Genomic DNA, 26,271 nt, shown 5'->3' on the forward strand with positions numbered 1-26,271 from the left:
GACGCCCATCATGAGCACGTTATCCTGGACTGCACCGAACCCGCTGATCCGCCTGCTGCTGTTGTTCCTGCTCGGCCTTGCGCGCTGGGTCAGCGCCGCCGAGGACGGCGACCCGGGCACGCCCTGGGGCAAGGATTATTTCCCCAACACCGCGCTGATCAATCAGGACGGCCAGACCCTGCACTTCTTCGATGACATGATCAAAGACAAGGTGGTCGCAATCAATTTCATCTTTACCTCCTGCACCGACTCCTGTCCGCTGGAAACCGCGCGCCTGCTGCAGGTGCAGAAGATCCTCGGTGACCGGGTCGGCAAAGACGTGTTCCTCTACTCCATCAGCATCGACCCGGAAACCGACACCCCGGAAGTATTGAAAAAATACGCCGAGAAATTCCGCATCGGCCCGGGCTGGCAGTTCCTGACTGGCAACAAGGACGACATCACCGCCCTGCGCAAAAACCTCGGGCTGTTCATCGACGGCATCGACAACGGACGCAACAAGGACCACAACCTGAGCCTGATCATCGGCAACCAGAGCACCGGCCGCTGGATGAAATCCTCACCGATGGAGAACCCCTACATCCTCGCCGACCGCTTGAGCAAGACCCTGCAGAACTGGAAGCAACCGAGCACCAATACCCAGGATTACGCCAGCGCGCCGACCCTGCGTCCACCGAGTGCCGGCGAGCAGATCTACCGCACCCGCTGCTCGTCCTGCCACACCCTGGGCGACACGGCCAACGCCGGCCTGCGCGGCATCGGCCCGGACCTGATCGGCGTCACCCGCCAGCGCGACCCGCAGTGGCTCAAGCGCTGGATCCGCGAACCGGACCAGATGCTCAGTGAAAAAGACCCGTTGGCGATGCAGCTGTACGCGCAATACAACAACCTGGCGATGCCCAACCTGCGCCTTGGCGACATCGAGATCAACGCCCTGCTGACCTTCCTCGCCGAAGAAACCGAACGCGTGCAGCCGGAGCCGCCGGTGGCGGTGGAGAACCACGAGGACCACATGCAACACGCCGGGCACAAGATGGCGCCGCAAGGCGGTTGAGGTCCATCCCACGCCAGGCACGATCAATCAGTAGACGCTCCCCCTCGCCGATGGGGGGGGCAATGGTTTGGCAAGCGCCCCGCTCTCACCTGCGCGCCACCTTATACCTCACACAATCCCCATAAAAAATCTCACGCACTGAGGCCGGTTTCATACGCGATTTACTGTCATAGGTCTGCTCGGTAATCCCCAACGCCATCATGCGCATCCAAGGCTTGCTGAACTTGTAGGCCTGAATTTTCTGCCGCGCGGCATACAGCGACACTCCCGACAATTTCAGCTCCTGCGCCCGGGCCGCCGTGCCTGCGCCCCAACTGCAGACATAGCGGTCATTGGCCGCAAGCTCCTTGGCCTGGGCAGAAACCGCAACGCCGGCCAAGGCAAACGGGATCAATGCACTCATTACATTTCGCATTACCAGTTCCGTCTAACCGCCTGAATTTCGGCGATTTTGGCGAAATGTTTCAAGGACAGGGGCCAGCAATTTGCCTTATCGCTGGTTTTCCTGCTGCCACAAGGTCGGGAACAGCGGATGCTCCATCGGCACGTCTGCAGCCAGGGCTTCACGCAGCCCAGGAAACTCCGGCGAGGTGCTCCAGGGGCGTGGCGCGTGACGTACGTCATCACCCATCACCCGCACCGAAAACGCCCGACGACGGTTCTGCCCGCCGACCCCGGACGAAGCATGCAAGGTCAGCATGTTGAAGCACACCATGTCCCCGGGTGCCAATTCCCAGCCGAGAATCGGAAAATCCTCACGGTGATTTTCGATGTCCGGCAACTCTCCCAGCGAACCTTCGGCAAACCACTTGGCCTGGCTGTCGAGGAAGGAGCGCGGCATCAGCCATGGGCCTTTGTGCGAGCCGCCGATAAATTCCAGGGTCGAGGCCCGGGGCACCGGGTCCACCGGGATCCAGAAGCTGACCGTGTCCGAGCCGCTGATGTTGTAGTACGGCTGGTCCTGGTGCCAGGGCGTGCGCTGTCGGGTGTTGGGCTCCTTGACCAGCAGATGGTCGTGATACAGGCGCACCTGGCGGCTGCCGAGCAAGGCTGCGGCGATGGGGGCCAAGGCTGAGTTGAAGATGAAATCCCGATAGTCGGCGTTTTCCTGCCAGTTGCAGAAGTCCTCGAAGAACCAGCCCGGATCGCTGGCGCTGCTCGCCACTTTCGCCCGCGGACTGGGACTGGCCAGGTTGCTTTCGATGCCACGGGTCAACAGGCTGATCTGCTCGGGGCTGAAGGCATTGCGGATGCACACTGCGCCGTGGGTCTGGAAGGCACGCACCGCCTCGTCATCGATCGGGCAGGCGAAGCCAAGGTCATCGAGTCGGCTCATGTCACTCTCCATAGATGTCAAAGTTGAAGTATTTCTTCGCAATCTGGTCGTACTCGCCGGACTGACGAATGCTCGCCAGCGCCGTGTTCAGTTGCTCCTTCAACTGCGGTTCGTTCTTGCGAATGCCGATGGCCACGCCGTCGCCAATGATGCTCTTGTCGGTAATCGGCTCGCCGGCAAAGGCGAAGCCCTGGCCCTGGGGTGTTTGCAGCAAGCCGGCATCGGCCTGCACGGAAGCCTGGAAGCTGGCATCGAGACGGCCATTGATCAGGTCGGAGAACACCTGGTCCTGGGTCTGGTAGGTGTGAATGTTCACGCCTTTATTGCCCCACTGCGCCCGGGCGAAGCTCTCATGCAGGGTGCCCTGCACCACACCCACCGATTTCCCGGCCAGCGATTCGGCCGTCGGCAGCAGGCCGCTGTCCTTTTTCGCCACGAGGGACGACGGCGCGGTGTAGATCTTGTCGCTGAAATCCACCTGTTGACGGCGCACCGCAGTGGCGCTGAAGGCCGAGAGGATGGCGTCGAACTTGCGCGCCTTGAGGGCCGGAACCATGCCATCGAAATTCTGCTCGACCCAGATGCACTTGACCTGCAACTCGGCGCACAGCGCATTGCCCAGGTCGATGTCGAAACCGCTCAGCGATCCGTCCGGCTGTTTCTGCTCGAACGGTGGGTAGCTGGGGTCGACACCGAACTTGATCACCGGTTGTGCCTGGGCCAGCGGAGTGATGATCAGCCCCAGCAACAGGGCGCGAAAGGAGAGTCTGGATAGCTGCATGATGACCTCATTGTTATTGGTTTTTCGCGGTTTTCGGGTCGTTATTCAAGGGTTCAGCGGCAGGAAGGCTTCGGTCAACTTGACCCAGAAACCGGCGCCGCGCATCAGGATGTCGTCGTTGAAGTCGTAGCGCGGATCGTGGGCCATGCAGCTCTTCTCGCCGTCGCCATTGCCGATGATCAAGTAGCAGCCGGGACACTTCTGCAGGAAATAGGCGAAATCCTCACTGCCGTTGAACGGCACGATATCGTTCAACACTTCGCCCTCACCCAGCCAATCGGTGGCGACCTGGCTGGCGAATCGGGTCATCTCGGCGTCATTGATCAACAGCGGGTAGTCGGCACTGTAGTGGATCTCGGCGGTCGCCCCGAATGCCTGGGCCTGAGCATGGATCAACTGCTTGATCTGGCTTTCCAGCCGGTCGCGCACCGTGTTATTCAGGGCGCGCACCGAGATCAGCATCTGCGCACTGTCCGGAATCACGTTGGAGGCTTTGCCGGCGTTGATCGAGCCGACGGTGATCACGCTCATGTCCTGGGGCGAGACGTTGCGCGAGACGATGGTCTGCAAGGCCATGATGATGCTGGCGCAGACCACTACCGGGTCGACCGTCAGGTGCGGCATGGCGCCATGGCCGCCGACACCCTGAATGGTCACCGTGACCTGGTCGGCGGAGGCCATGAACGGTCCGGCGCGAAAGCCCAGTTTGCCGACCGGGTAACCCGGCATATTGTGCGCGGCGAACACCGCGTCGCAGGGAAACTGCTGCAATACGCCCTCCTCGATCATCCGCCGGGCACCGGCCAGGCCTTCTTCGGCCGGTTGGAAAATCAGGTGCACGGTGCCATCGAACGGGTGGTCGTGGGCCAGGGCATAGGCCGCCGCCAGCAGCATCGTGGTGTGGCCGTCATGCCCGCAGGCATGCATTTTTCCAGGGATCTTGCTGGCATAGGGCAAGCCGGTCTTCTCGAGGATCGGCAGCGCGTCCATGTCGGCGCGAATACCGATCACCCGTGAGCTGGTGCCTTTCTTCAAGGTGCCGATCACGCCGGTCTCGGCCAGCCCACGGGTCACCTGATAACCCCAGCGGGTCAGGCGTTCAGCTACCAGGGCGCTGGTCTCGACTTCCTGATACCCCAACTCGGGGTGGGCGTGGATCTGCTGGCGCAGTTCACGCATTTCCTGCTCGATCTCTTGCAACAACGGGAGGGTCTGGGACATGGCTGGCTCGATCCTTGTTGAACGCCAGGCAACTTTTGCGCAAAGTGCCCGGGCGTTTTCTGCTACGGTCTGGCAGCCCCTGGTCGATCTCGCGGGCTTGCTCGGTGTGGGTTCGAGCTTAAAGCGAGCGCGCAGCGGCCAACAGGCAATCGAAAGTCAACAGGGCAACCCAGGGTTAACAGCGGGGGCAAGCATGAAGTTCTACCAACTCAATGCACTGGTGGCCGTGGCGGATGCCGGCAGTATCCGTGGCGCGGCGAAACGCCTGGACACCTCGCCGGCCGCCGTGACCAAGGCCTTGCAGAAGCTGGAGGCCGATACCGCGACCCAGTTGTTGATTCGCAATACCTCCGGAATCGCCTTCACCGAGCTGGGCAAGAAGCTGCTGATCCAGGCGCGCCTGCTGGTGGCGCAGATGGTCAGCGCGCGCCAGGTGCTGGCCGACAGCAGCGGCGAGTTGGTGGGGCGCTTGTCGGTGTCCGTGACGCCCTGGCTGGCAATGACCCTGATGCCCAAGGCGATCGTGCGCTTTCGCCAGTTGTTCCCGCAGGTCCAGCTTGAGCTGTATGAAGGCCTGTCATCGGTGGCCTGCCCGATGGTCCGCGATGCCAGTGTCGACCTGTTCATCGGCCGCCTGGATACGCGCTTTTCCAGCAGCGACCTGACCTACCTGCCGCTGTTCACTGCCGACTGTGCGGTGGTTGCCCGCCAGCAACATCCGCTGGCCGACAGCCGGAGCATGGCGCAACTGGCGGCAGCGGACTGGATCATGACCTCGCAGCAGGACAGCACGATTTCTACTCAGGGCCATGTGCATTTCGCCCATTCGCTGTCGATCACCCTGAGTCTGCTGCGCGACACCGACATGCTCAGCGTCTTTCCCTGGCCGCTGGTGGAGTTTTGCGCCCAACGCGAAGGCCTCACCACGCTGCCCTTGCGCGAGCCGATCGGCAGCGCCGCGGTCGGCGCCATCAGCCGCAGCGGCCAGCCGTTGCGCCCGGCGGCGGAGCGCTTCCTCGAGTGCCTCGTCGAGACTATTCAATTCGAAATGGGCCACGCCCAGTCGCCGTATCGACGCATGTTGCAGACGGTCGATTTGCTGATTTGACAGCAAATGCCGGGTTAATCCGCCAAACACCGGACTCGGCACCTTGTCCCAAAGCAGCCAGCGTCTGCCGCCCATCGCCACGCGCCTGGACGCGCTGGGCCGCACCTTTCATCCTTGATTGACGCTGCATCGTCGGGCGCTCAACCAATACCGCAGCCTGCCGCTGACAGGAGGCGAGCATAGCCGAGCTGTTCCGATGCTACGCTTGGACTTCGGTAAACAGAGTCCACGCAATGCCATTTGAATCCTCAGTCCCCGGCTATTCGAGGGCGCGACCATGACGCGCAGGTTGATCGTGGGCGTCAGCTTGCTGGCGGTTGGCGTGGTGAGTTTTGCCCTGCTGCAGTGGATCGTGGTGGTTCCGCCCAGGCACGATGCGCTGTGTTCCGATGCCCGGCAGGCGCTCAAAGGGGTGGAAATTCGCGCGCGGGCGATGGCGGCAGGCTTGTCGCTGGATGATTACACCCAGGAGGAGGAAGCCAAGGTCGCGGCGCTGATCCGCGCGCTCGACAGCGCTCACAGCGAAGCGGAGGTCAATGCGGTGATCGACGCTCACGCGGCCGCCATCGAATCCCAGGTCGCGGCCCTGGATGCCGAGGTGGATACCCGTGGCGATCAAGTGTTTCTCGAGCAACGCCTGGTCAAGCAACGGATTCCGGTCGACGTCAAGCTTGAGCTGCAGCGTGCAGCCAAAGCAGTGAATCTGGCGTGTAATTAGCCGTTGCCCCACAGGTATTTACACGTAGAATTGGCGCCTTCATGACTACGAGTTCAGAAAATGGAAGTTCACTCGATCCTCGCGTATACCCTGGTCGCCGCGGTCTCCGTCGCCAGCCCTGGCCCCGCCACCCTGATGGCACTGCATAACAGCCTGGCCTACGGCACAAAATCCACCCTGTGGTCGACGCTGGGCAATATCAGCGGACTGTTCTGCATGTCCGCCGCCGCGATGCTGGGCCTGGGCGCCCTGATCGCCAGTTCCGAGTTGATCTTCAATGCAGTGAAAATCGCCGGCGCGGGCTATCTGTTCTATCTCGGCGCCAAACAGTTGCTGAAAAAGACCCCGCTGATCACTGAGCCTATCGAAGGCCAACCCGGCACCCAGGCACCCTCGCGCCTCAAGCTGTTCAAGTCGGCCTTTCTCACGGCGGCGACCAACCCCAAGGCGACGATTTTTTTCACCGCGCTGTTTCCTCAGTTCATCGACCAGAGCGCCGCACTGGTGCCTCAGTTCCTGGTGCTGACCCTGATTTTCATGGCGCTGTCATTGCTTTCCCTGAGCCTCTACGCCCAACTCGCCTCCCGCGCCAAAGGCGTGCTGACCCGCCCGCTGTTTTCCCGCTGGCTGAATCGGATTGTGGGTTCGACCTTCATCTTTTTCGGCACGGCCATCATGACCATGCGTCGACAAACGGCCTGACACCGCTCAGTTGGCCAGCGCCTCGGGAAAAACGCTGGCGCCCTGCTCCGCCAGCCGATTGCGCCCGCTCATCTTGGCGTCGTACAACGCCTGGTCCGCAGCCTCGATCAAACCTTGCAGTTGGGCCAAATGCGCGCCTTCGGCGGTGGCAATGCCGATACTGACGGTGACGTGGCCAAACGGGCTGGTAGTGTGGGGAATGTTGGCCTGCTGCATGCGATCGAGGATCAATTGCGCCACCACCCGCGCACCCTCACGGTCAGTGTTGGGCATGATCACTGCCATTTCCTCCCCGCCGTAGCGCGCCACCAGGTCAGAGGGACGGCGTACGCTCCCCTCGAGAACGCGGCTGACCGCCTGCAGGCAAGCGTCGCCGGCCACGTGTCCAAGGCTGTCGTTGAAGCCTTTGAAAAAGTCGATATCAATCATCAACAACCCCAGCGAGCTGCCATCACGCTGCGCTCGACGCGTCTCCATGAGCAAGGCTTCGTCGAAACAGCGGCGATTCGCCAGGCCGGTCAGGGCATCTTTCATCGCCAGCATTTCCAATTGCCGATTGGAGTCGAGCAACTGTTGCTGAGTGCTCAATAACTCGGACTCGACCTTGATCCGCCGGCGGATATGCAGAATCAGCAGCCAGCCAATGATGCCGGTGAGCGTCAGCAAACTGCCCGCCAGTCCAGCGGACATCAGGGATTCCCGGCGCCACGCGGTCAAGGCTTCGCGTTTGCCCAGCGCCACGGTGGTGACCAGCCCGAGACTGTCGCTCTTGCGAAACGCGTAGAGTCGATCCACGCCATCCAGAGTGGAAGTGAGGGACGCGGTCCCCATCGAGTGATCCACCAGGTACATGGCAAAGATCGGCGACTGCGAGAAGTTGCGGCCCATGTCCTGCTCACGGAAGGGATAGCGCACCAGCAGCGTGCCGTCAGCGTCTGTCAGGCTGATGGCGCCCTCCTGTCCGACATCGATCTGGCCGAATAGCCGCAGGAAGTTTTCCACGCCCAGGGTCACTGCCACCACCCCGGCGAAGGTTCCATCAGCGTCATTGAAACGCCGGCTGACGGTAATCACCCATTCGTTGCTGGAGCGGCTGCGAATGGGTGGACCGATAAAGGGCTCACGCGAGGGGTCGCTGCGGTGATGAATGAAATAAGCGCGATCGCTGCTGTTGGCACCGACCGGGATCGGTCGATTGGAGGACATCAACCAATGCCCATGCCTGTCATAGATGGTCACGCCGCTCAACTGCGGCATCAAGGGTTGCTGGCGTCCGACCAGCACGTTCAGCCGCTGGATGTGTGCAGGGTCGCTGCCTTCGGTTTCAAGACGTTCGACAAGCCCGAGCAACAGCAAGGAGCTCTGGCGGACGATGCCATCGCTGTAAGTGGACAGCGCCTGGGTGAGGTTCAAGCCATGGATATTCGCCTCATCCAGCACTCGCTCTCGGGAGTCCATGACTTTCCACAGGGTCAGCGACGCCAATGAACAGCCGACAATCAGTAGCAGCAGCACAACAAGATGAAGGTCACGTCTCACATCAGTACCCAATGGAAAATCCGGTTCCAGGCATAAACAGGCGTATGTCCTCGCCGTGCGTAAGGATACAAGCAGACCAGCGGGGAAGCAGCAACAGATTTGCGCCCGTGGAGCGGCACCGCATCAACTGATTGGCAAACCCAGTGCCACCGCTCAAAGCGCTCTGGAACGGCCATTTCAAGGAAAATGGAAATATGTGCCGCGCATCCTTCAGCACTTTAAACAACAATTAAACGACGAGCATTTTGCCAGGCGGTCCCTTTTAACTCTAGGTCTGAGATTATCTTTACGTCTATCATGGGAAAATTTTAATAATAATGAGTTCTTTAAACAGGGAGCGGGATGTCAACAATGACTTCACTCATGGAGCCGAAGACCTCTGCTGCCCAACCCCAGTTTGCACATCCTGAATATCGGCCGGACATTGACGGGCTTCGTGCAGTCGCGGTCCTGGCTGTCGTGTTTTATCACGCGTTCCCGGTCTGGCTCAAAGGTGGGTTCATCGGCGTTGATGTATTTTTTGTCATCTCCGGATATTTGATATCGATTATCATTTTCAAAAATCTGGAAAGCGGCTCATTCAGGTTTTCCGAGTTCTACGGACGTCGTATAAAGCGAATTTTTCCGGCACTGATTCTGGTTCTTGGGTCCTGTTGTTTGTTTGGCTGGTTCGTGTTGTTTCCTGACGAGTATTCTCAGTTGGGCAAGCATTTGGCCGGTGGTTCTGCATTCATTTCCAACATCGTATTGTGGGATGAAAGCGGCTACTTCGACACTTCCGCTGAAATCAAACCCTTCCTGCACTTATGGTCGCTCGGCATCGAAGAGCAGTTTTATATTCTCTGGCCGTTAGTATTGTGGTTGGCCTGGAAGAAACGGGCCAACGCTCTGTCTTTGATAGTCGTCGGCTGCTTGCTGTCGTTTGGTCTCAACATAAACAACATTCACAGCGACCCGTCCTCAACATTCTATCTACCGCAGACCCGGGCTTGGGAACTGCTTGCCGGATCGCTGCTTGCCTACTTGTCAATCTATCGAAGCCCATCGATAGACAAAATAGCGCACATCACAGACTCGGCTTTATGCAGAATCTTCTTCAACCCTGCGCCAAGTCCAAACGGCAATACGCTCAAAAATACGCTCTCCATTACCGGTATTGCCCTTATCGGCAGTGGCTTGCTGTATATCACCAAAGAAGACGCCTTCCCAGGTTGGTGGGCGAGTCTTCCGGTGGCAGGAGCATTTCTGATTATTGCGGCTGGGCCAGATGCCTGGATCAATAAGAACATCCTCGCCAGCAGACCATTCGTCTGGTTTGGCCTGATCAGCTTCCCGCTTTATCTCTGGCACTGGCCGCTTCTGGCATTCGCGCGGATCATTCAAGGCGAAGTACCCGCCAGAGAAATCAGAATCGCGGCTGTCGTCATTGCGATCGTTTTAGCCTGGATGACCTACCGGTTTCTTGAGCGTCCACTACGCAACAATAAAAGCCGATTCAAGACGCCGACTCTGATTATCCTGATGGCAAGCATCGGAGTGACCGGCCTTATCATTTTCAATCTGGATGGACTTCCGCGACGCGAGGCGGTTAAAAGCGCAGAGGCGTTCAATAGCCAATTTGTCGGACCGCTATGGAAGTTCACCAAAAACGACACCTGCATTAACCGCTACCCATTCAAAGAGGCGGAGTCATACGGCTGGTGGTTTTGCATGACCAATCGAGATGAAAAGCCGACGATCCTGTTACTGGGCAACAGCTATGCAAACCATTTATTTCCAGGTCTTGCGGCGAACAAAAAGACAAGCCATCAAACTATTCTTTCAATCGGCGCCTGCCCGCCCAATGTGGGCGAGCCTTCTGATGAAAATACAGAGCCGACGACAACTCCGTGTTCTGGCAATCGGGCCTACCATCAAAAACTCCTGATTAACAGCATCATTGAAAAAGACAAAACAATAAAATATGCCATCCTCGACGGCCTCGACAAGAAGCCCGATGAACGCGCCAAGGCTAGCGTTGAAGAACGGGTAGCCTACCTTGAAAAAAATGGCATCCACGTCATACTTTTCGTCCCGCACATTACGACAACGCACGACCTGAAAAGCTGTTTTTCTCGCCCACTCAAGCGTGGCCCGAGTGCTTGCGACGTTAGTCAACACGCTCGAGAAACGGCGATGAATGACTTCAAACCAATGATCGACAGTATCCTGAGCAAACACCCGAACGTACGAGTATTTGATCAGAATGAGCTGTTCTGCAACTTCCTCGGTTGCTCTCTTGTAAAAAACGGGATGCCTCTGTTCAGAGATGAATACAGTCATTACTCCGAGTACGCGAGCACCGAAGTGGCAAAGTTGTTTGTCATCTGGGCGGAGAAAAACTTACCGGGAATTCTGGAAAAATAATCAGCGACCAGGCGTCCGGGCAGGCTCGTAAAAGGGTGGTCTGCGCATTTTCGGCAACCCATCGTCAATGACTTGAATTGCGAGATGAGCAGTCTGCCCTCCACGGATGTTGCAGCCGGAGGGCAAACCGATTCAGTTTTAGCCGCTAAGGGTTATTGCACGCCTCCTCTAACTGCCGTTGGTCACGTCGAAACGATCCAGATTCATCATCTTGAAGGGCATCCATGTGTTGAAAAAGTCGGTCGTGGTTTCCACGGTAGAAAAGTACGCGCTTGAGATTAAAGTCTTTGCATTGAGCAAAAGATTCCAGGCTCAGATTTCGCGTAGCGACGCGCAAAACCGGCATTTTCAGCGGTCAGTATGCTGACGGTCTGGGAAAACCGATTTTTTCAACAGAATCGGCCAATAGCGGACAGTCAGCCGCGCTATTGACCAATCATCAGATCTTCACATACGAACGTTCAATTGACTTTGTTCAACTGCGGCAACTGCCACTTGCCGGACAATACGTCTTCTTTCGGCTGGTACAAACGCAGCAGTACATAGAAGCCGCCCTGCGGGGCCGGCAGCCAGTTGGCGGCATTTTCGCCTTGAGGTTTTTTGTGGGAAATTGGAATCGTGATCGAACCGTCCGACGCGACTTTCAAACCCTGCGTATCGGTGCCGACCTTGTAGCGATTGATCTCGTTATCGACCAGCATCTTGTCGCTGGCGTCGTACATGGTCAGTGACCAAAAGGCATTGACCGGCGGTGCCGAAGCCAGTTTAACCTCGTATTGATTGTCGCCGGTGAGGGGTTGGTTTTTGCTGTCGGTGAAGCGGATCGGGTACATCGCCTCATGCTCACCCTGGCCGCCGAGATACGGCCCCGCCACCATGGCGCGCAGCGGATAGTTGTAGCCAAAGCTATCCAGACCGGTCACCCAGTTCCAGCCGTTGCGGACTTCGGACGTACTGGCCAGCGAGGCAATCGCAACATAGGGCGCATCTTTCAAACCCTCCTCCAGCCCCTTGCGCGTGGCCGGGTTCAGTTTGTCGGGCGAAAAACCTTTCTCCGTCAGGCCGATACGGGCGAACTGGGCAAACAGTGCCTTGTCGTCAGGCTTGACCGGATTGTCCTTGAGCGCCGAAGCCAGTTCGGAGAAGAAACCCAGCGGGTCGTCGCCGGTCTGCGGCAACGCCGGCAAGGTGTCATCCTGGTGCGCCTTGCCGCTCAAGGGCACGACACTGAACTGTTTCTGCAAGGCGAGAATAGGTGCCACATCCTCACCCTGCTTGACGTGAATGCGCCCCCACAGCCAGATTTTTTTGGTCGATACGTCCAGACGCTTCGCATCCTTTGGCAGTTCGCCCTTCCAGCCCGGCGGCACCAGGACGAATTTCCCGGCCTGGGTACCGGTGGTACGCCGCCCTACGTAATGCTCAAGTTCTTGCCACATATTGAACACATCGACCACGTAATAACGGTCATGGGTGTCGGGCACGGTCAGCACGTAGGGCTCGGTCAGGTCCAGCACCGAGCTCATGTAGTAGGTGTCGTTGTTGGCGGTGGGCATGTCCTTGGCGGACGGTGACGCCAGCGAAGTGGCCCAGCCGATCTGGTTCAGGCCTGCCCGGTAACTGGTGTCGGGCTTGGGTGAGGGAACCTTGGTGTACTCACGTGCCACTCGTTCCATGCGCACCAGCGGATAACCCCAGTTGTAGGCCGAGATCGCCAGGCTGTAGCCATCGGCCTGCATGCCCTTTTCCACTGCATCGGGGGTTGCCGGCGTGGACAGCAATAAATCCGGTGTGGCGGCTTGGGCGTGCATGGCGCTGCCGAGCGCGGCACACAGGGGCAGAATACAAAACAGGAACTTGCGTGATGAGTTCATATCGAGCGTCCTTTCATAAGGCAGTGCGGCGGGCGCAACTCGTCTCAAGTGCCAGCCTGACGAGTGAATGTCTGCAAGAACCCTAGGCAGAGGGTTCCGGCTCGTCAAACCGGCGTGGGCAAATCTGCAAGCGGTGGCCGGATATCGGTTCCTCCAGCCATCAGCCTTTCACTGGGTCTGGTAATGCATGAACTTCTCGACCATCTGGTCGGCGGTGAAGGTGGCCGGACGTTGGCGCGGCGGGAATTGCTGGAAGGTGCCAAGGAATTGCTGGACCCGCACCAGGGCCGGCATGGCGACGATGCCGACTTTTTTGTCCCACCACTGGTTGTAGTTGTTGGAGTCAGTGTCCGCACGCTCGAACGGATCGCGTCGCAGGTTGAAAACCTTGGGGATGCGCAGCTCTACAAAAGGATCACGCCAGACATCGAACTGGTGCGCCCGCTGCTCGGCGAACACCAGCTTCCAGTCACCGTCACGCACGCCGAGCAATTTGCCGTCGTCGCTGAAGTAGTAGAAATCGGTGCGCGGGCCCTTGGCTTCCTGGCCTTGCAGGTACGGCAGGAAGTTGTAGCCATCCAGATGCACCTTGAAGTTTTTCGCGCCGGCCTTGTATCCCTTGAGCAACTGTTCCTTGACGTCGGTGACCCCTGCGGCGGCGAGCAAGGTTGGCATCCAGTCCTGGTGCGACATGACCTGGTTGGAGAGGGTGTCGGGCTTGATGTGGTTCGGCCAGCGGACGATGGCCGGTACGCGGAAACCGCCTTCCCAGTTGGTGTTTTTCTCGCCGCGGAACGGGGTGATGCCTGCGTCCGGCCACTGATTGAAGTGCACACCGTTGTCGGTGGAGTAGATGACGATGGTGTTATCGGCGACACCCAGTTCATCGAGCTTTTTCAACAACTGGCCGACCTGGTCATCATGTTCGAGCATCCCATCGTTGTACTCGCCCTGCCCCGACCTGCCGGCGACTTTGTCGCTGATGTGGGTGTAGTAATGCATGCGTGTGGAGTTGAACCAGACAAAGAACGGCTTGTCCGCCTTGACCGCCTTGTCCATGAAATGGGTCGAGGCCGCGAGGAATTCTTCGTCTATGGTTTCCATGCGTTTTTTCGTCAGGGCACCGAGGTCCTCGATCTTGCCGTCGACAGTGCTGTGAATCACGCCGCGGGGACGGAACAGCTTGTCCATCGCAGGGTTCTTGGTCCAGTCCGGGTCTTCCGGACCTTCTTCGGCATTGAGGTGATAGAGATTGCCGAAGAACTCGTCGAAGCCATGGTTGGTCGGCAAGTATTCATCGCGGTCACCCAGGTGGTTCTTGCCGAACTGCCCCGTGGTGTATCCGAGCGGTTTGAGCAACTCGGCGATGGTTGGGTCTTCCGGCTTCAGGCCCACAGCGGCACCTGGGATGCCGACCTTGGTCAGGCCGGTGCGCACTGGATGCTGGCCGGTGATGAAGGCCGCGCGCCCCGCCGTGCAGCTCTGCTCGCCGTAATAGTCGGTGAACATCACGCCCTCTTTGGCTAGGCGGTCGATATTGGGCGTCTGATAGCCCATGAGGCCGTTGCTGTACCTGCTGATGTTGGTGATGCCGATGTCATCACCGAAAATCACCAGAATATTCGGTTTGTCTGCGGCCATGGCCTGTGACGTAACGCCTGCCGCGAGCAATGCGATCGCACTGCACCAGCGCTTGAGCGTGGAGCTCGAATTCATCATCCCTATCTCCTGATTGTATTGGTTGTATGGGGGTATCTGTCAGTCCAGACGCACAGCGCCTGGCGGCGTCCATTCGCCGCTGAGCACCTCGGCCTTTGGCCAATAGGTGCGGATGGTCACTTCGAAATCACTGCTGGGCGCCGGGAGCCAGTTGCTTTCCTTGTCCTTGCCGGGCGAGTCGTGCTGCACATACAGAGTCAGCGAGCCGTCGGCGTTGTACTTCAGGCTTTTGCTGTTTTTTGTGCCCAGGGAATAACGGTCAAGGGCGTTGGGGGCGAAGAAGTGCTGAGGGTCGTACATGGTCAGCGACCAGAAGCCGTCCGCCGGCGGTGTCTGGCCTTTGGGAAAGGTCAGGGTGTATCGATGATCGCCCTGCAGACGCTGGCCTTTGTCGTCCACTTCAAGGAAGAAGTAGCGGGTTTCTTCGGGTTGATTGGTGTACATGTTCGACTTGGCGGTGGCCGTGCGCGTGAGGTAGTCATTGCCCCAGCGCGCCACGTTGGTCGGCGAGTTCCAGCCATTGGGCAGCCGTGAGCCATTGGTCTGGAACGAGAACAGCGGCGATACCACCTTTTCTTCAGTGTCGATGGCGGCCTTGACGATGGCGGCCTTGACCGCCGGGTCCTTGGCGGCGGCATCGAGCAGCGCCTTCATCATCGCGTAGCGGCTTTCTTCCCCGGCAAGCGGTGGCACCTTGGCGAGCACTTCAGGCAGCTGATCGAAGAAAGTCTCGGGGTTCACCCAGCGCACTTCCGCAGAAGTCTTTTGCGGCGCAGGGAAATGCGGCGTGGCCTTCCAGTCCTTGGTGACCGTCTTGCCGGTGTACCGGCTCAGCGGATAAACCACCACCTGGTTGAGGACCGACTGAATGGCCTGGCGGTCTTCGGCGCTGTCGTCCAGAAAGACACGCGGGCCAACGGCGACCAGTTCGGTAGGCGACTGGATGACCTGGGTGATGCCCTCGGGTACGGTGCCCTTCCAGTTCGGCCCGACCACCAGATAGTTGCCGGGTCGGGTGCCGTACTGTTTGCCCAGTCTGGAGAACTCTTCACTGCGGGCATCATAAAGCGCATACACCCAGTAACGATCAGCGAAGTCCGGCACCTGCAAGACCATTGGATCGTCGTCGGTGGCGCCATAACCAAAGCCATACACCACGTCCTGGTTGGGGTGCGCGATCCAGCGTTGCTCCGGCGTGATGTAGTCGGTGAGCATGCTGATATAGCCGGTCGGCGCCGCCGGCAGAATGCCGCCCACTAATCCCGGTTCCGGAGCTCGGGAGAAGGACGTGCGGCGGTTGAAGGCGTTGACGATCGGCCAACCCCACAGGTAGGCGTCCTGGGCGATGACTGTGGCGCTGGCAGGTGTGATGACAGTGCCGGCCGGGATGCCCGGGATCCCGGCGGCTGGTTGGCCGACATCAGCCTGGGCGCCGCCCGCCAGCACAACGACCATGGCAAGGGCCAGCAAGGAGTAGCTGAAGGTGTTCCTCATTGGATTAATGCTCCTTTTGGATGAAAAAAACCTGGCTCAACAATGAGCCAGGTATCTCGGCAATGACTCCGACAAGCGTCGATCAGAGACTTTAACGACGACGCGGAGCACCTGAATGCCCGCGTTGTCTGGTCCACCATCGCGAGCATGCTCGCTCCTACAGGGGGTCAGATTCGGCTGCCTGTTTTGCGGGGCAGCAGCCAGGCAGCCAGTGCTGGCAACAACAGGATGGCGCCGAGCATGTTCACCAGGAACATGAAGGCCAGCAGGATGCCCATGTCGGCCTGGAACTTGAGGTTGGAGAAGGCCCAGGTGGCGATCGACAGGGTCATGGTCACGGCGGTGAACACCGACGCCGTGCCGCGCTGTTTGAGGGCTTCGACGAAGGCCTCGCGCAGTTCCAGCCCGCCCTCGTGCATCTCGTGCTTGATGCGCTCGAACAGATAAATCCCGTAGTCCACGCCAACCCCCACGCCGAGCGCCACCACCGGCAAGGTGTTGACCTTGACGCCGATGCCCAGCAGCGCCATCAGCGCGTTGCACAACACCGTGACCAGCGCCAGCGGGATGATCACGCAGAGGGTGATGCGCCAGGAGCGGAACATCCACAGGCACAGCAAGGTCACCGAGGCAAACAGCGCGCTGTTCACCAGCCGGTCGCCGGCGTGCACCACTTCATTGGTGGCCGCCATGACCCCGACGTTGCCCGAGGCCAGCTGGAAGGTGACCTGGTCATTGTCATAAGCCGCCTTGAAGGCCTTGATCCGGTTCATCAGGCCAGAGATGGTCTCGGCCTGGTGGTCCTTGGTGTAGATGGACACCGGGATCGCATTGCACGCGCTGTTCATGTACTCGGTGCCGACCCGGGTCGCAAAGCCCACACCCTGGGCGATCTGCGCGGTGGGTTCGGGCAACACGCGCCACTTCAGGTCGGTCTCGGCATAGGCCTGGGTGATGTTGCCGACAAAACTGGCGAGGCTGCGCACCGAAGACACGCCGTCGTCCTGGCGCAAATACAGCTCCAGCTCGCTGATCGGGTCGAGCACCTCGCGTTTGACGCAGGGGGTTTCATCGCCCTGGGCCTTGACGATCACCTGCAGCAGGTCGACGCCAATGGCGAAGTCCCGGGTAATGACCGCCACGTCCTGGTTGTAACGCGAATCCGCACGCAATTCGGGTACGCCGGCGCCGATATCGCCGACATGCAGGTGCCGCGCTTCAAACAAGCCCCACCCCAGCAATACTGCCGCACACAGCAACGCCCAGGCGGCGCCGCGACGGGTCGCCAGCACACCCAGGCGCTCCCACAGCCCGGCGCCGAGGGTTTCCTTGCCGCGCAGTTTCTGCGCATCCGCCGCGGACAGGCGCATGAAGGACAGCAGAATCGGCAGCAGCATCTTGTTGGTGACGATCATCACCGACACACCCAGGGTCGCGGTGATTGCCAGTTCGCGCACCATCTCGATGTCGACCAGGGCAATGACGATAAAGCCCAGGGCGTTGGCCAGCAGCGCCACGGCGCCGGGCACGAAGAGTTTCTGGAAGCAGTTGCGCGAGGCGGTGACGCCGTCGGCGCCGTTCAGGGTCTCCAGTTTCCAGGCGTTGGTCATCTGCACCGCGTGGGACACGCCGATGGAAAAGATCAGGAACGGCACAAGGATCGACATCGGGTCGAGGGTCAGCTTCAGCAACGGCAGCAGCCCAAGCAGCCAGACCACCGGTACCATTGCGCAAATCAGTGCCCAGCCGGTCAACATCAGCGAGCCGCAATACCAGTACAACAGCAGCGCACTGATGACGAAGGCGATGATGAAGAACACCAGCACACCGGACGCGCCCTCGGCGATGTCGCCGATGGATTTGGCGAAGCCGATGATATGGATGCTGATGTCAGGGTTCTGGTTGTCCTGGCGAATCTTCTCCAGGGTGTTGGCGACTTGCTGCAGGTCCAGGCGTTTGCCGGTGACCGGATCGGTCTCCTGCAGGTTGGCCACGACCATGGCCGAACTCAGGTCATTGGAGACAATGCGCCCGACCCAGTCGGACTTGAGCGTACGTTCGCGGGCCTGGGCGACCTGTTGCGGAGTGCCGGCGTAACTGGAATCTACCAGGTTGCCACCGGTAAAACCGTCTTCGACCACCTCGGTGTAGCGCACGTTGGAGGTAAAGAGCGAAGTCACCGAACTGCGCTCCACGCCGTTGATGAAGAACACCTCATCGGACACTTTGCGCAGGACCGCCATGGCCTCGGGGGTAAAGATTTCGCCCTTGTTGCTCTTCACCGCCACCAGCACCTTGTTGGCGCCACCGAAATCCTTCTGGTAGTCGAGGAAGGTTTTCATGTACTCGTGGTGCAGCGGGATCATCTTGAAGAAACCGGCCTCGACCTTGAGATTGGTCGCGCTGTAGCCCAGAGCCACGGTGATCAAGATAAACAGCGCCAGCAGCGCTTTGCGCCGGTGGAAGATCCAGTAGGAAACCTTGCCGACCATGCCCTGGGCGAAATCCTTGCGCGCCAGTCCATCGGCATTCGTCACGTATTTTTCCTGAATGCTCATGACTTACTCCTGACGCTCGGTCACGTTCGCGCCGAGCGGCGTGACACCCCGGTCGCCGACCGTGAGCAGTTGGCCGTCGGCCAGTTGCAGCGCCTTGGCCAGGCTAGTGTGGGTGGATGGCTGGGGCTTGAAGCTGCGTCCCTGGTCGTCGCTGGCCAACAGCAGGCCGCTGTTGCCGAAGACCAGGACACGTCCGGATTTGAGCTGCACCGCGCCGTTGAAGGCGAAAGTGGTGGCGGTGTCGCGTTTGGTCCAGGTCTGGCCGTCATCGCTGGACAGCCACAGGTTGCCGCGCATGCCGTAGACCAGCAGGTCGCCGTTGTGCAGTTGCAGGGCGCCGAACAGGCTGCCGGCGTAAGGGCTTTGCAGGGCCTGCCAGGTTTCGCCGTGGTCCCGGGAGCGAGCCAGCGTGCCGCTCTCGCCGACCATCAGGCAATCGCCGCCCGCCAGTACCGTGACCTGGGAAATGTGCCGGTCGAAATCGTTATCCAGCACCGGTAGGCGCTCCCAGCTGGCGCCGTTGTCCTTCGACAGCAGGTACAGGCCGAACGCGCCCCAGGCGGCCATGCGCCCTTCCCCCAGCGCCGCGACGCCGAGCAAGGAGTCACCGTTGGCCTCGGTCTCGACTGACGTCCAGTGGCTGCCGCCATCTTCAGTGCGGATCAGTGTGCCGCCGTGGCCGACGGCGACGCCGATATCGGCACTGGCAAACGCCACGCCGGAAAGGGTTCGCGTGGTGTCCGAGCGCACCGAGCGCCACTCCCGCGAGCGCTCATCGGCAATCATCACCACCCCGCGCTCGCCGACGGCGACCAGATGCTCGCCGCTGTCGGCGATGTTGAGCAGGAACACGTGATTGGCACTGATCTGATAGTCGAGTTTGGGCGGTTCGGCGCGCAGTGAAGTGGCGAGCAGGCACAGGCCGACGCCCGCCAGCAGTTCCAGGTGGCGTAAGGACATAAAAGTATTCCGGTGTGCCTGCGAACCGCCAGAGGGCGGTTCGCAGCGGGGTTCAAGAAAAACGCGGTTCGATCACTTGCCCATGCGACGCAATGCATCGGGCTGGAAGTCGACGAAGCGCCCTTTGATCCCGAATTTCCACGGTTGCTGCTCTTCGTTGGCCAGACCCGCTAGGTAGTAACCGCCGTTGCTCAGGTCATGCCAGATGTTGGCGCGGTACCACGGCACTTGCGCGTCGTAATACTGGATCAGCGGATGCACGCCAACACGCCACAAGGTGCCACGGGTGTCGTAGGCATCGCTGGCCAGCACGGTCCAGGAATCCTCGTCGAGGTACATCACGCGCTTGCCGTAGACATGCTTGGCGTCCGGGCGCAGCGTCCCTTCCACCACCCAGACGCGGTGCAGTTCATAGCGCATCAAGTCGGTGTTGGGGGTATTGGCGGTGAGGATGTCCTTGTACTTGACCTGCTTGGAACCGAGCTTGTAGTCGTTGTAGGGCACATACATTTCGCGCTTGCCCAGCAATTTCCACTCGTAACGGTCCGGCGCGCCGTTATAGCCGTCGAAGTCATCGGTCACCCGCAGGCCTTCGGTGCCGTCGTTGACGTTGTCGTAGGCGAGGTCCGGGGCACGGCGCACGCGGCGCTGGCCGACGTTGTAGATCCACGCCGAACGCACTTCCTTGACCTGGTCGATCGGCTCCTGCACCAGTTGCACGGTGCCGGCCAGGGTGGCCGGGGAGATAAAGCGCGCCGAGTAGTTGAGCAGGCGGTTGTCCGACTGTTTGTCCATGTTGGTGTCGAAGACGCGGTTTTCCTCGATGCGCAAGGCGTAGTAGTCACCCCCGCCGCGCACCGGGAAGGACGCATAGGTGCGCTGCAAGCCACCGCCGAGGTAGCGCACGTTATGGTTCCAGATCGCTTCCAGGCCATTTTTCGGAATCGGGAAAGGCGTGGTCGAACCGTTCAGGTTATTCACGCCAAAGCCGTTGAGCTCGACGTGCACCGCTTGCTGTTTGACCTTGTCGGCGACCGCTGCCGGCACCATGGCGGTACGATGCGTCGGGTAGACGGGAATCGAATAGCTCGGGTACTTGGCCAGCAACGCCTGCATGCCCGGGGTGATCTTGTCCTTGTACTGCGCCATGTTCGCGGCCGTGATGGTGAACAGCGGTTTCTCGCTGGCGAACGGATCGATGTAGCCCTGATCAGGGCTCCAACCGGCCGGGGGTTGTGCCAGGCCGCCGGTGTACGCGGGAATGGAACCGTCGGCATTGCCGGCCATCTCGCCACCCAGCGGCGTCAGGTCCTTGCCCAGGCGGGCGGCTTGATCGGCAGTGATCTGGGCATGTGCCGGGCTGCTCAGGGCGAGCAGCAAGGCAGACGCCATGCCGCCCAGGCGCGCGGCATGAAGAATCGTGTTCATCGGACTTACCTCTTATTGTTCTGTCAGAAGCTGTAGCTGTAATTGGCGGAGTAGAAATCGCGGTCGTGCAGTGGGTCGTATTCGGCGCTGTTGTCGAAACTCACGTAGCTGAAATCGAGCTTGTGCTGCTTGTTGTAATCGAAGGTGATGCCCAGGGCGCTGGTGATCCGGCCTTCGTTGAACTGGCCGTCCATCGAGACCCCGTCGACGTCCTGACCGACGAAGGCGTAAGGCGATGCCGTGACGCTGGTGCCGAGGAAGTTGTTGTAATCAAGCTGGCCACGCAGGCGATAACCCCAGGCGAAGTCGGTGACATACCCATCGTTCTTGCAGCCGGCCGGACTGGAGTTGACCAGGCTAGGCACCGGGCTGGTACAGGTGTTGCCACCGGCGGGAATGGTCGGTGACGAACCCAGGCCGTAGATGAAGCCACGACCGTAGCGGCGGTCATCGTCATCCTGGGGAATGTTGTTCCACTGGAAACCGACTTCAGCGACCACCGTCAGGTTCTCGGCCTTGAGCACGTTGGGGAACACGTTCACGCCATTGACCTGGAACTGGGTTTTTTCATAACGATCCCAGCCTGCGGTAAACGACTGGCTTTGCACTTTGACCAGCTGCAGCAGGTCGGCCGCCGGGCCGACACCGGCCAGGGCGCCGTTGAGCAAATCGCCGCCATTGATCTGCGCCGGCTGGTTAGGCGAGTAGCTCAGTTCCGAGCCGATCGACCATCCGCCCAGAGTGGTGGTGAAGCTCAGGCCGTACAGGCGAATGTCTTCCGGGTATTCCCAACTGGGCCCGACGAACTGGCCCTGGGCGTTGCGTGCCACCGCTCCCGGTGTCCCGGCGTTGGGAAACTCCGTCAGCGCTGCGCTACCGGTGCTGCGCAAGCCCAGGTACGGCGTGCGCGAGTGATAGTTGAGGTAGTACAGGCCCAACTCGCCGTCGAGGGCATCCAGCGGGAAGCGGAACGCCACGCCCCACTGGCCGCTGTCGTGGGGCTCCTTGCCCTTGATCTCCGGCAGGTAGGCGCCGGCGGCAATCTTGGTCGGCGACGATGGATTGGTGCCACCGAGGAAGGTGCCCAGTTGGCAATCGCCAAAGTCCTGGCCAATGGCGCTCTCGGTGACCGACCAATAATGTCCGCAACCTTCGATGGCGGTGGCTTCGTACTTGAGCTGGTAGAACGCCTCCATGGAAATCCCGGCCGGCAGGCCGATGTTCATGTAGCCCATCCACACCGGGATCAGGGCTTCCTTGAGTTCGGTTCCGGGCCGGCGCAAGGCCGGTACGTCCAGCGGGTTGATCTGGTTGATGCCCTGGATGTAGGCACTCTCGCCCCAGTTCACCACCTGGCGACCGAGGCGCACCTGGACTGGCGTCTCATCGAAGTAGTAGGTGTTGTAGGCGTAGGCATCGAGCAGGTAGACGCCGCTGAATTTCTGCAGGTCGGCATAGCCATCGTCGTTCAGCGGCTTCTTGCGATAGCCGTTGGAGGCACTGCCGAAATTGACGTCCTCGTCTTTCAGCGCCTCGTCATACCAGCCCTTGACCCGGACCAGGCCGCCCATGTCGCCATTGCGCAGTGACAGGTCGGTGACGAACTTGGCGATGGTCGAGACGCGGTCGCCCTTGTCGTAGTTGAGGTTGCCGGCGTCTACCGACCCGCCGTTGCCGCCGGACTTGCCGAGCAAGGCGCCGTTGGCCGCGCTGTAGAGATCGTGGTCCTGATCCTCGGCACGCCATTGCGAACCCACCGACAGCGTGGTGTTCCACTCCCCTTCCCAGCCGTTTTCCAGCTGGAATGGCAGTGCTTGCGCCGCGCCCGCAGACGCCAGGGAAATGGCCACGGCCAGGGGTTTGACCAGGGTATGAACGTTGTAATTCCTGTTGTGCATGCAGACCTCCGCCATCGCCCTTACCGTGCGGAGTCAGTCTTGACCCCTTGGCTGAGCGTTCTTGTTTGTTTGCGCAAGCATGCAGAGGGGGGGCAAAATATCCTTTGTCATTTCACGTCAGAAGTTTGTCATTTGCCGTCACCGATCGAATTGACCTGTTCGTCGGTGGAAAATGCAGAGACGATGACACTGCTCGCCTTGCGGGATCGAACATGACCCGGCAAGGCGCCCGCTTCATAGAATAAGAGCCAGAAGCCTCGACCATGACTGCCTTGATCAAAACCACCTCCCTGACCGGGTTTCCCGAGCTTGTACGGGAACTGGGCGGTAATCCCGAGGACCTGCTGCGCCAAATGCAGATCGAACCCAGGCTGCTCGACAATGGCTCGGCGGTGATTCCGTACCGGGCGATGATCAACCTGCTCGAACTGAGTGCCGAACAGTTGCAATGCACTGACTTCGGCCTGCGTCTGGCCGAGCGACAAAGCATCACCATCCTCGGTCCGCTGGCGGTGATCGCGCAAAATGCGCGCAACCTCGGCGAAGCGCTGTCGGAGGTTACCCGCTACCTGCACACCTATAGCCCTGGCGTGCAGGTGAGCCTGGACACCGAGATCGACGCCACGCATCCGTACCTGATTTATGAGTTGCGTCTGCGCCCTGCTCCGCGCCAACGCCAGATCATCGAGCTGACGCTGGGGGTGATGTTCAAAACCTTGCAGATGCTCTACGGGCCGGGTTTCCGTCCGCATTCGGTGCTATCGCGCACCGAGGCACGATTGCCGCAGAGTCGTTACCAGCGCTTCTTTGGTGCCCGCACTTATTTCGGCCAGGCGCACAATGCCCTGGTGCTTATGCCGGATTGCCTGAGCAAGCCGATCGACCAGCACAACATTCAGTTGCACGACACCATGATGGATTACGTCAGCAACATGGATGTCGCCAACCCACTGGAAATCGGCAGCCAGGTCGAGGCCTCGATCCGCCGCCTGTTGCCCACCCAGCGCTGCGCCTTGCCGCTGATCGCCGAACAACTTGGCCTGCGTGAACGCTCGCTGCAACGGCGTCTGGCCGAAAGCGAACTGGTGTTCGAAGACATGGTCGAGCTGGCGCGCCGGGAGTTGGCCGAGCTGTATCTGGCCGAGGCGAACATGCCCATGGCCCAGATTGCCGGCCTGCTGGGCTATGCCGAGCAGAGTTCGTTCAATCGCGCCTGCAAGCGCTGGTACGGTGTGCCGCCGAGGGTACGCCGTACCCAATTGCGCGCCGACCCGCAGGCCGGCACGCAGTTCAGGGCGATAAAAACTCAGTCGTAGGTGATGATGATTTTCGCGTGCTCGTCGGGCTGGGTCAGGTCGGTGAAGGCACCGGCCACCTGGTCCAGCGACACGCGACCGGTAATCATCGGCGCGCCGTCGAGCTTGCCGTCGGCCAGGGCATGCAGGGTGTGGGCGAACTCTTCACCGGTGTAGCCGAAGGAAAAATGCACGTTCATTTCCTTGCTGATGCCCATCAGCGGCTCGATCCGGTCGCTCTCCATGCACACCCCGACCACAATCAGGCGCGAGCGCGGCGGCGCATTCTGCAGCACCTGCTGGATCAGCCCGGGAATGCCCACGCATTCGAAGACTACGCACGGCCTTGGCTGCGGGCCGAGACCCAGCAGCGCCATCGGGCCGTTGATGTCGTAGCCGACCGGCGCCGCCACTTGCAGCCAGGACTGGTAAGGCGACTGCTCGGCTGGATTGACCACCACATCGGCGCCCATTTTTTCCGCCAGCGCACGGCGCCCGGCAGAAAAGTCCGACGCCACCACCGGGCCAATACCACGGGATTTCAGTACCGCGATCAGGGCCAGGCCGATAGGCCCGCACCCGATGACCACCGGCACTTCGTTGCCCTCAAGGCGGGCGCGGTTTACGGCGTGGGCGGCCACGGTCAAGGGCTCGGTCAGCGCTGCAACGTCCGGCGGCAGATCGCCGGGCACCGGCATCAACATCTGTTCGGCCAGCACCATCTGCTCGCCGTAACCACCCGGATAACGATTGGAATAACCGATGTGGTGGAAATGCTGCGGCGTGATCACGAAGGGCAGCGAACACACCCGCGTCCCCACCTTGAGCGTCTTGTCGCTGCCCGGGCCGTGATCGAGGATCTCGGCACAGTATTCGTGGCCGAAGACCACGTCCTCGCGGTCATCAAAGGCAATCGGAATGTGGCCGCGCTTGAAGTTGGCCAATACATGCTCGCAGTGATGGAACATGTGCAGGTCCGAGCCACAGATCCCGCAGGCGAGCGTCTTGACCAGCACCTCGCCCGGCCCCGGCGTGGGCGCAGCGATGGAATCGACCAGCAATTGCTTGTCGCGCATGACAACAGCTTTCATGGAATTCTCCCTGTCAGGTTGGGCCGCCGGGACCCGGCGGCCCGCTCGCATCAGCTCAGTTGACCGACTTCGCGAAGCCACGCCTCGGAGCGCCGCAAGCCCTCCTCCAGGCTCACCTTCGGCGCATAGCCGAGCAGGCGCCGGGCCTTGTCGATCGAAATGCCGCCTGTGCGCGAAAACATGTACATGGTGTCGGGCGTCACTTCGTCGTGACGGCGTATCAGGCGATTGACGTTCCAGATCGCCCACGTCAGCGCCACCGCCACTCCCAGCGGCAGGCTGCGCGGCGCACCGCTGCGTCCGGCCCAGTGCCAGTGATGGCTGAAAAACTCGCGACAGCTGACCGACTCGCTCGCGCTGACGTGGAAAATCTGCCCGATCGCCTGAGGCAATCCGGCCGCCAGCATCACGCCGTCGAGCAGGTCCTCGATGTACACCGGCGTCCAGCGCCCCTCGCCGCCATTGGGCAGGATCAGCGCGCCGGCCTTGGCCATCTTCAGCGGCTCGCTGAGCCAGGCCCGGGAGCCCGGGCCGTAGACGTCGCCCGGACGGACGATGGTGCAGTCGATTTCACCCGCTGCATGAGCCGCCAGCACCACATGCTCACTCGCGCCCTTGGCAACGCCGTAGCGATAGTGATCACCGATGACCACGTCAGTGCGCTCGTCTGCCTGCTCGGGATATTCCCAGCCGAGGGCAGCGATGGAGGAAAACTGCACGAAGCGCCGGGCACCGCTTTGGATCGCCACGTCCAGGCAATTGCGCACACCGCGAACGGACACCTCGCGGTACTGTTTCCAGGGTGCCGCCAGGGACACCACGGCCGCGGTGTTGATGAACAACTCGCAGCCGTGGGCATGGCCGGCCCATTCCTGCGGGCGGGTCAGATCGCCGGCGACTACGCCGTTGGCCGCATCGGCCCGCAGGTCCATGCCGCGAACCTCGACCCCCAGCGCACGATAACGACGGGCCAGGGCCTGGCCGATAAAACCGCTAGCACCTGTAATGAACACCGAACGCGGCACGTCAGGCGTCTGCCCTTCGATGCCGGTTGGCATGGCAGGATGGCTCATTGAGCACTCTCCAAAA

At 60.5% G+C, this 26,271-nt stretch carries 20 protein-coding genes; 6 read left to right on the forward strand and 14 right to left on the reverse strand.

Annotated elements, in window-relative coordinates; translation table 11 throughout:
* The first annotated feature begins 10 nt into the window (after positions 1-10).
* Positions 11-1,054, forward strand: coding sequence for an SCO family protein (locus KW062_RS16445; protein ID WP_081786326.1), 1,044 nt, complete (start codon positions 11-13; stop codon positions 1,052-1,054).
* Positions 1,055-1,139: 85 nt separating this feature from the next.
* On the opposite strand, the gene KW062_RS16450 is transcribed toward KW062_RS16445, so the two are convergent.
* The 4 genes from KW062_RS16450 to KW062_RS16465 all read right to left on the reverse strand — a co-directional run bounded on the left by KW062_RS16450 (position 1,140) and on the right by KW062_RS16465 (position 4,392).
* Positions 1,140-1,469: a hypothetical protein gene (locus KW062_RS16450; RefSeq protein WP_027618202.1), complete on the reverse strand. Its 330-nt coding sequence runs from the start codon at positions 1,467-1,469 to the stop codon at positions 1,140-1,142.
* Between the two features lie 75 nt (positions 1,470-1,544).
* The gene (locus tag KW062_RS16455; RefSeq protein WP_105755521.1) at positions 1,545-2,390 is read right to left on the reverse strand and encodes a phytanoyl-CoA dioxygenase family protein; all 846 of its coding nucleotides are present in this window, start codon (positions 2,388-2,390) and stop codon (positions 1,545-1,547) included.
* Between the two features lies 1 nt (position 2,391).
* Positions 2,392-3,171 (reverse strand): ABC transporter substrate-binding protein, encoded by a 780-nt coding sequence (locus KW062_RS16460; protein WP_105755520.1) that lies wholly within the window; start codon positions 3,169-3,171, stop codon positions 2,392-2,394.
* 45 nt (positions 3,172-3,216) lie between these two features.
* Positions 3,217-4,392 carry a M20 aminoacylase family protein gene (locus tag KW062_RS16465; protein ID WP_105755519.1) on the reverse strand — a complete coding sequence of 392 codons (1,176 nt, stop codon included), beginning with the start codon at positions 4,390-4,392 and terminating at the stop codon, positions 3,217-3,219.
* 193 nt (positions 4,393-4,585) lie between these two features.
* On the opposite strand from KW062_RS16465, the gene KW062_RS16470 reads away from it, so the two are divergent.
* The 3 genes from KW062_RS16470 (at position 4,586) to KW062_RS16480 (ending at position 6,920) form a co-directional block, all read left to right on the forward strand.
* Positions 4,586-5,500, forward strand: coding sequence for a LysR family transcriptional regulator (locus KW062_RS16470; RefSeq protein ID WP_027618198.1), 915 nt, complete (start codon positions 4,586-4,588; stop codon positions 5,498-5,500).
* Between the two features lie 277 nt (positions 5,501-5,777).
* On the forward strand, positions 5,778-6,218 hold the full coding sequence (locus tag KW062_RS16475) for a hypothetical protein (protein ID WP_027618197.1): 441 nt from the start codon (positions 5,778-5,780) through the stop codon (positions 6,216-6,218).
* A gap of 60 nt (positions 6,219-6,278) precedes the next feature.
* A complete protein-coding gene (locus KW062_RS16480) occupies positions 6,279-6,920 on the forward strand; it encodes a LysE family translocator (protein WP_027618196.1) in 642 nt (213 codons plus the stop codon).
* 6 nt (positions 6,921-6,926) lie between these two features.
* Here the strand turns inward: KW062_RS16480 and KW062_RS16485 are convergent, their stop codons facing one another.
* Positions 6,927-8,459, reverse strand: coding sequence for a sensor domain-containing diguanylate cyclase (locus KW062_RS16485; protein ID WP_105755518.1), 1,533 nt, complete (start codon positions 8,457-8,459; stop codon positions 6,927-6,929).
* A gap of 351 nt (positions 8,460-8,810) precedes the next feature.
* On the opposite strand from KW062_RS16485, the gene KW062_RS16490 reads away from it, so the two are divergent.
* On the forward strand, positions 8,811-10,865 hold the full coding sequence (locus tag KW062_RS16490; RefSeq protein ID WP_105755517.1) for an acyltransferase family protein: 2,055 nt from the start codon (positions 8,811-8,813) through the stop codon (positions 10,863-10,865).
* A 461-nt stretch (positions 10,866-11,326) separates the two neighbouring features.
* Here KW062_RS16490 and KW062_RS16495 read toward each other — a convergent pair whose 3' ends face one another.
* From KW062_RS16495 to KW062_RS16525, 7 genes are all read right to left on the reverse strand, one after another.
* The gene (locus tag KW062_RS16495; protein ID WP_105755516.1) at positions 11,327-12,739 is read right to left on the reverse strand and encodes a DUF1254 domain-containing protein; all 1,413 of its coding nucleotides are present in this window, start codon (positions 12,737-12,739) and stop codon (positions 11,327-11,329) included.
* A 168-nt stretch (positions 12,740-12,907) separates the two neighbouring features.
* Positions 12,908-14,455 carry an arylsulfatase gene (locus tag KW062_RS16500; RefSeq protein WP_105755523.1) on the reverse strand — a complete coding sequence of 516 codons (1,548 nt, stop codon included), beginning with the start codon at positions 14,453-14,455 and terminating at the stop codon, positions 12,908-12,910.
* Positions 14,456-14,497: 42 nt separating this feature from the next.
* Positions 14,498-15,952, reverse strand: coding sequence for a DUF1254 domain-containing protein (locus KW062_RS16505; RefSeq protein ID WP_105755515.1), 1,455 nt, complete (start codon positions 15,950-15,952; stop codon positions 14,498-14,500).
* Between the two features lie 167 nt (positions 15,953-16,119).
* Positions 16,120-18,510 (reverse strand): efflux RND transporter permease subunit, encoded by a 2,391-nt coding sequence (locus KW062_RS16510; RefSeq protein WP_105755514.1) that lies wholly within the window; start codon positions 18,508-18,510, stop codon positions 16,120-16,122.
* Between the two features lie 3 nt (positions 18,511-18,513).
* The gene (locus tag KW062_RS16515) at positions 18,514-19,470 is read right to left on the reverse strand and encodes a WD40/YVTN/BNR-like repeat-containing protein (protein WP_105755513.1); all 957 of its coding nucleotides are present in this window, start codon (positions 19,468-19,470) and stop codon (positions 18,514-18,516) included.
* 72 nt (positions 19,471-19,542) lie between these two features.
* Positions 19,543-20,898 (reverse strand): DUF1329 domain-containing protein, encoded by a 1,356-nt coding sequence (locus KW062_RS16520; protein ID WP_105755512.1) that lies wholly within the window; start codon positions 20,896-20,898, stop codon positions 19,543-19,545.
* Between the two features lie 23 nt (positions 20,899-20,921).
* Positions 20,922-22,796 (reverse strand): DUF1302 domain-containing protein, encoded by a 1,875-nt coding sequence (locus tag KW062_RS16525; protein WP_105755511.1) that lies wholly within the window; start codon positions 22,794-22,796, stop codon positions 20,922-20,924.
* Positions 22,797-23,059: 263 nt separating this feature from the next.
* Here KW062_RS16525 and KW062_RS16530 point away from each other — a divergent pair, with 263 nt between their 5' ends.
* Positions 23,060-24,112 (forward strand): AraC family transcriptional regulator, encoded by a 1,053-nt coding sequence (locus KW062_RS16530; protein WP_105755510.1) that lies wholly within the window; start codon positions 23,060-23,062, stop codon positions 24,110-24,112.
* On the opposite strand, the gene KW062_RS16535 is transcribed toward KW062_RS16530, so the two are convergent.
* Together KW062_RS16535 and KW062_RS16540 are read right to left on the reverse strand one after the other, a co-directional pair.
* Positions 24,103-25,182 carry a zinc-binding dehydrogenase gene (locus KW062_RS16535; RefSeq protein WP_105755509.1) on the reverse strand — a complete coding sequence of 360 codons (1,080 nt, stop codon included), beginning with the start codon at positions 25,180-25,182 and terminating at the stop codon, positions 24,103-24,105. The two genes, KW062_RS16530 and KW062_RS16535, sit on opposite strands and share 10 nt — an antisense overlap.
* A gap of 50 nt (positions 25,183-25,232) precedes the next feature.
* Positions 25,233-26,255, reverse strand: coding sequence for an NAD-dependent epimerase/dehydratase family protein (locus tag KW062_RS16540; protein WP_218277063.1), 1,023 nt, complete (start codon positions 26,253-26,255; stop codon positions 25,233-25,235).
* Between the last annotated feature and the right edge of the window lie 16 nt (positions 26,256-26,271).

This window comes from Pseudomonas fluorescens (genome assembly GCF_019212185.1).
Taxonomy (GTDB): Bacteria; Pseudomonadota; Gammaproteobacteria; order Pseudomonadales; family Pseudomonadaceae; genus Aquipseudomonas.

What these genes read in the sequence shown, in the direction of transcription:
- KW062_RS16465 (WP_105755519.1), bottom strand. Translation starts at nt 4,392, where the DNA reads ATGTCCCAGACCCTCCCGTTGTTGCAAGAGATCGAGCAGGAAATGCGT.
- KW062_RS16535 (WP_105755509.1), bottom strand. Translation starts at nt 25,182, where the DNA reads ATGAAAGCTGTTGTCATGCGCGACAAGCAATTGCTGGTCGATTCCATC.
- KW062_RS16500 (WP_105755523.1), bottom strand. Translation starts at nt 14,455, where the DNA reads ATGAATTCGAGCTCCACGCTCAAGCGCTGGTGCAGTGCGATCGCATTG.
- KW062_RS16460 (WP_105755520.1), bottom strand. Translation starts at nt 3,171, where the DNA reads ATGCAGCTATCCAGACTCTCCTTTCGCGCCCTGTTGCTGGGGCTGATC.
- KW062_RS16540 (WP_218277063.1), bottom strand. Translation starts at nt 26,255, where the DNA reads ATGAGCCATCCTGCCATGCCAACCGGCATCGAAGGGCAGACGCCTGAC.
- KW062_RS16525 (WP_105755511.1), bottom strand. Translation starts at nt 22,796, where the DNA reads ATGCACAACAGGAATTACAACGTTCATACCCTGGTCAAACCCCTGGCC.
- KW062_RS16505 (WP_105755515.1), bottom strand. Translation starts at nt 15,952, where the DNA reads ATGAGGAACACCTTCAGCTACTCCTTGCTGGCCCTTGCCATGGTCGTT.
- KW062_RS16495 (WP_105755516.1), bottom strand. Translation starts at nt 12,739, where the DNA reads ATGAACTCATCACGCAAGTTCCTGTTTTGTATTCTGCCCCTGTGTGCC.
- KW062_RS16475 (WP_027618197.1), top strand. Translation starts at nt 5,778, where the DNA reads ATGACGCGCAGGTTGATCGTGGGCGTCAGCTTGCTGGCGGTTGGCGTG.
- KW062_RS16470 (WP_027618198.1), top strand. Translation starts at nt 4,586, where the DNA reads ATGAAGTTCTACCAACTCAATGCACTGGTGGCCGTGGCGGATGCCGGC.
- KW062_RS16520 (WP_105755512.1), bottom strand. Translation starts at nt 20,898, where the DNA reads ATGAACACGATTCTTCATGCCGCGCGCCTGGGCGGCATGGCGTCTGCC.
- KW062_RS16455 (WP_105755521.1), bottom strand. Translation starts at nt 2,390, where the DNA reads ATGAGCCGACTCGATGACCTTGGCTTCGCCTGCCCGATCGATGACGAG.
- KW062_RS16480 (WP_027618196.1), top strand. Translation starts at nt 6,279, where the DNA reads ATGGAAGTTCACTCGATCCTCGCGTATACCCTGGTCGCCGCGGTCTCC.
- KW062_RS16450 (WP_027618202.1), bottom strand. Translation starts at nt 1,469, where the DNA reads ATGCGAAATGTAATGAGTGCATTGATCCCGTTTGCCTTGGCCGGCGTT.
- KW062_RS16445 (WP_081786326.1), top strand. Translation starts at nt 11, where the DNA reads ATGAGCACGTTATCCTGGACTGCACCGAACCCGCTGATCCGCCTGCTG.
- KW062_RS16515 (WP_105755513.1), bottom strand. Translation starts at nt 19,470, where the DNA reads ATGTCCTTACGCCACCTGGAACTGCTGGCGGGCGTCGGCCTGTGCCTG.
- KW062_RS16510 (WP_105755514.1), bottom strand. Translation starts at nt 18,510, where the DNA reads ATGAGCATTCAGGAAAAATACGTGACGAATGCCGATGGACTGGCGCGC.
- KW062_RS16490 (WP_105755517.1), top strand. Translation starts at nt 8,811, where the DNA reads ATGACTTCACTCATGGAGCCGAAGACCTCTGCTGCCCAACCCCAGTTT.
- KW062_RS16530 (WP_105755510.1), top strand. Translation starts at nt 23,060, where the DNA reads ATGACTGCCTTGATCAAAACCACCTCCCTGACCGGGTTTCCCGAGCTT.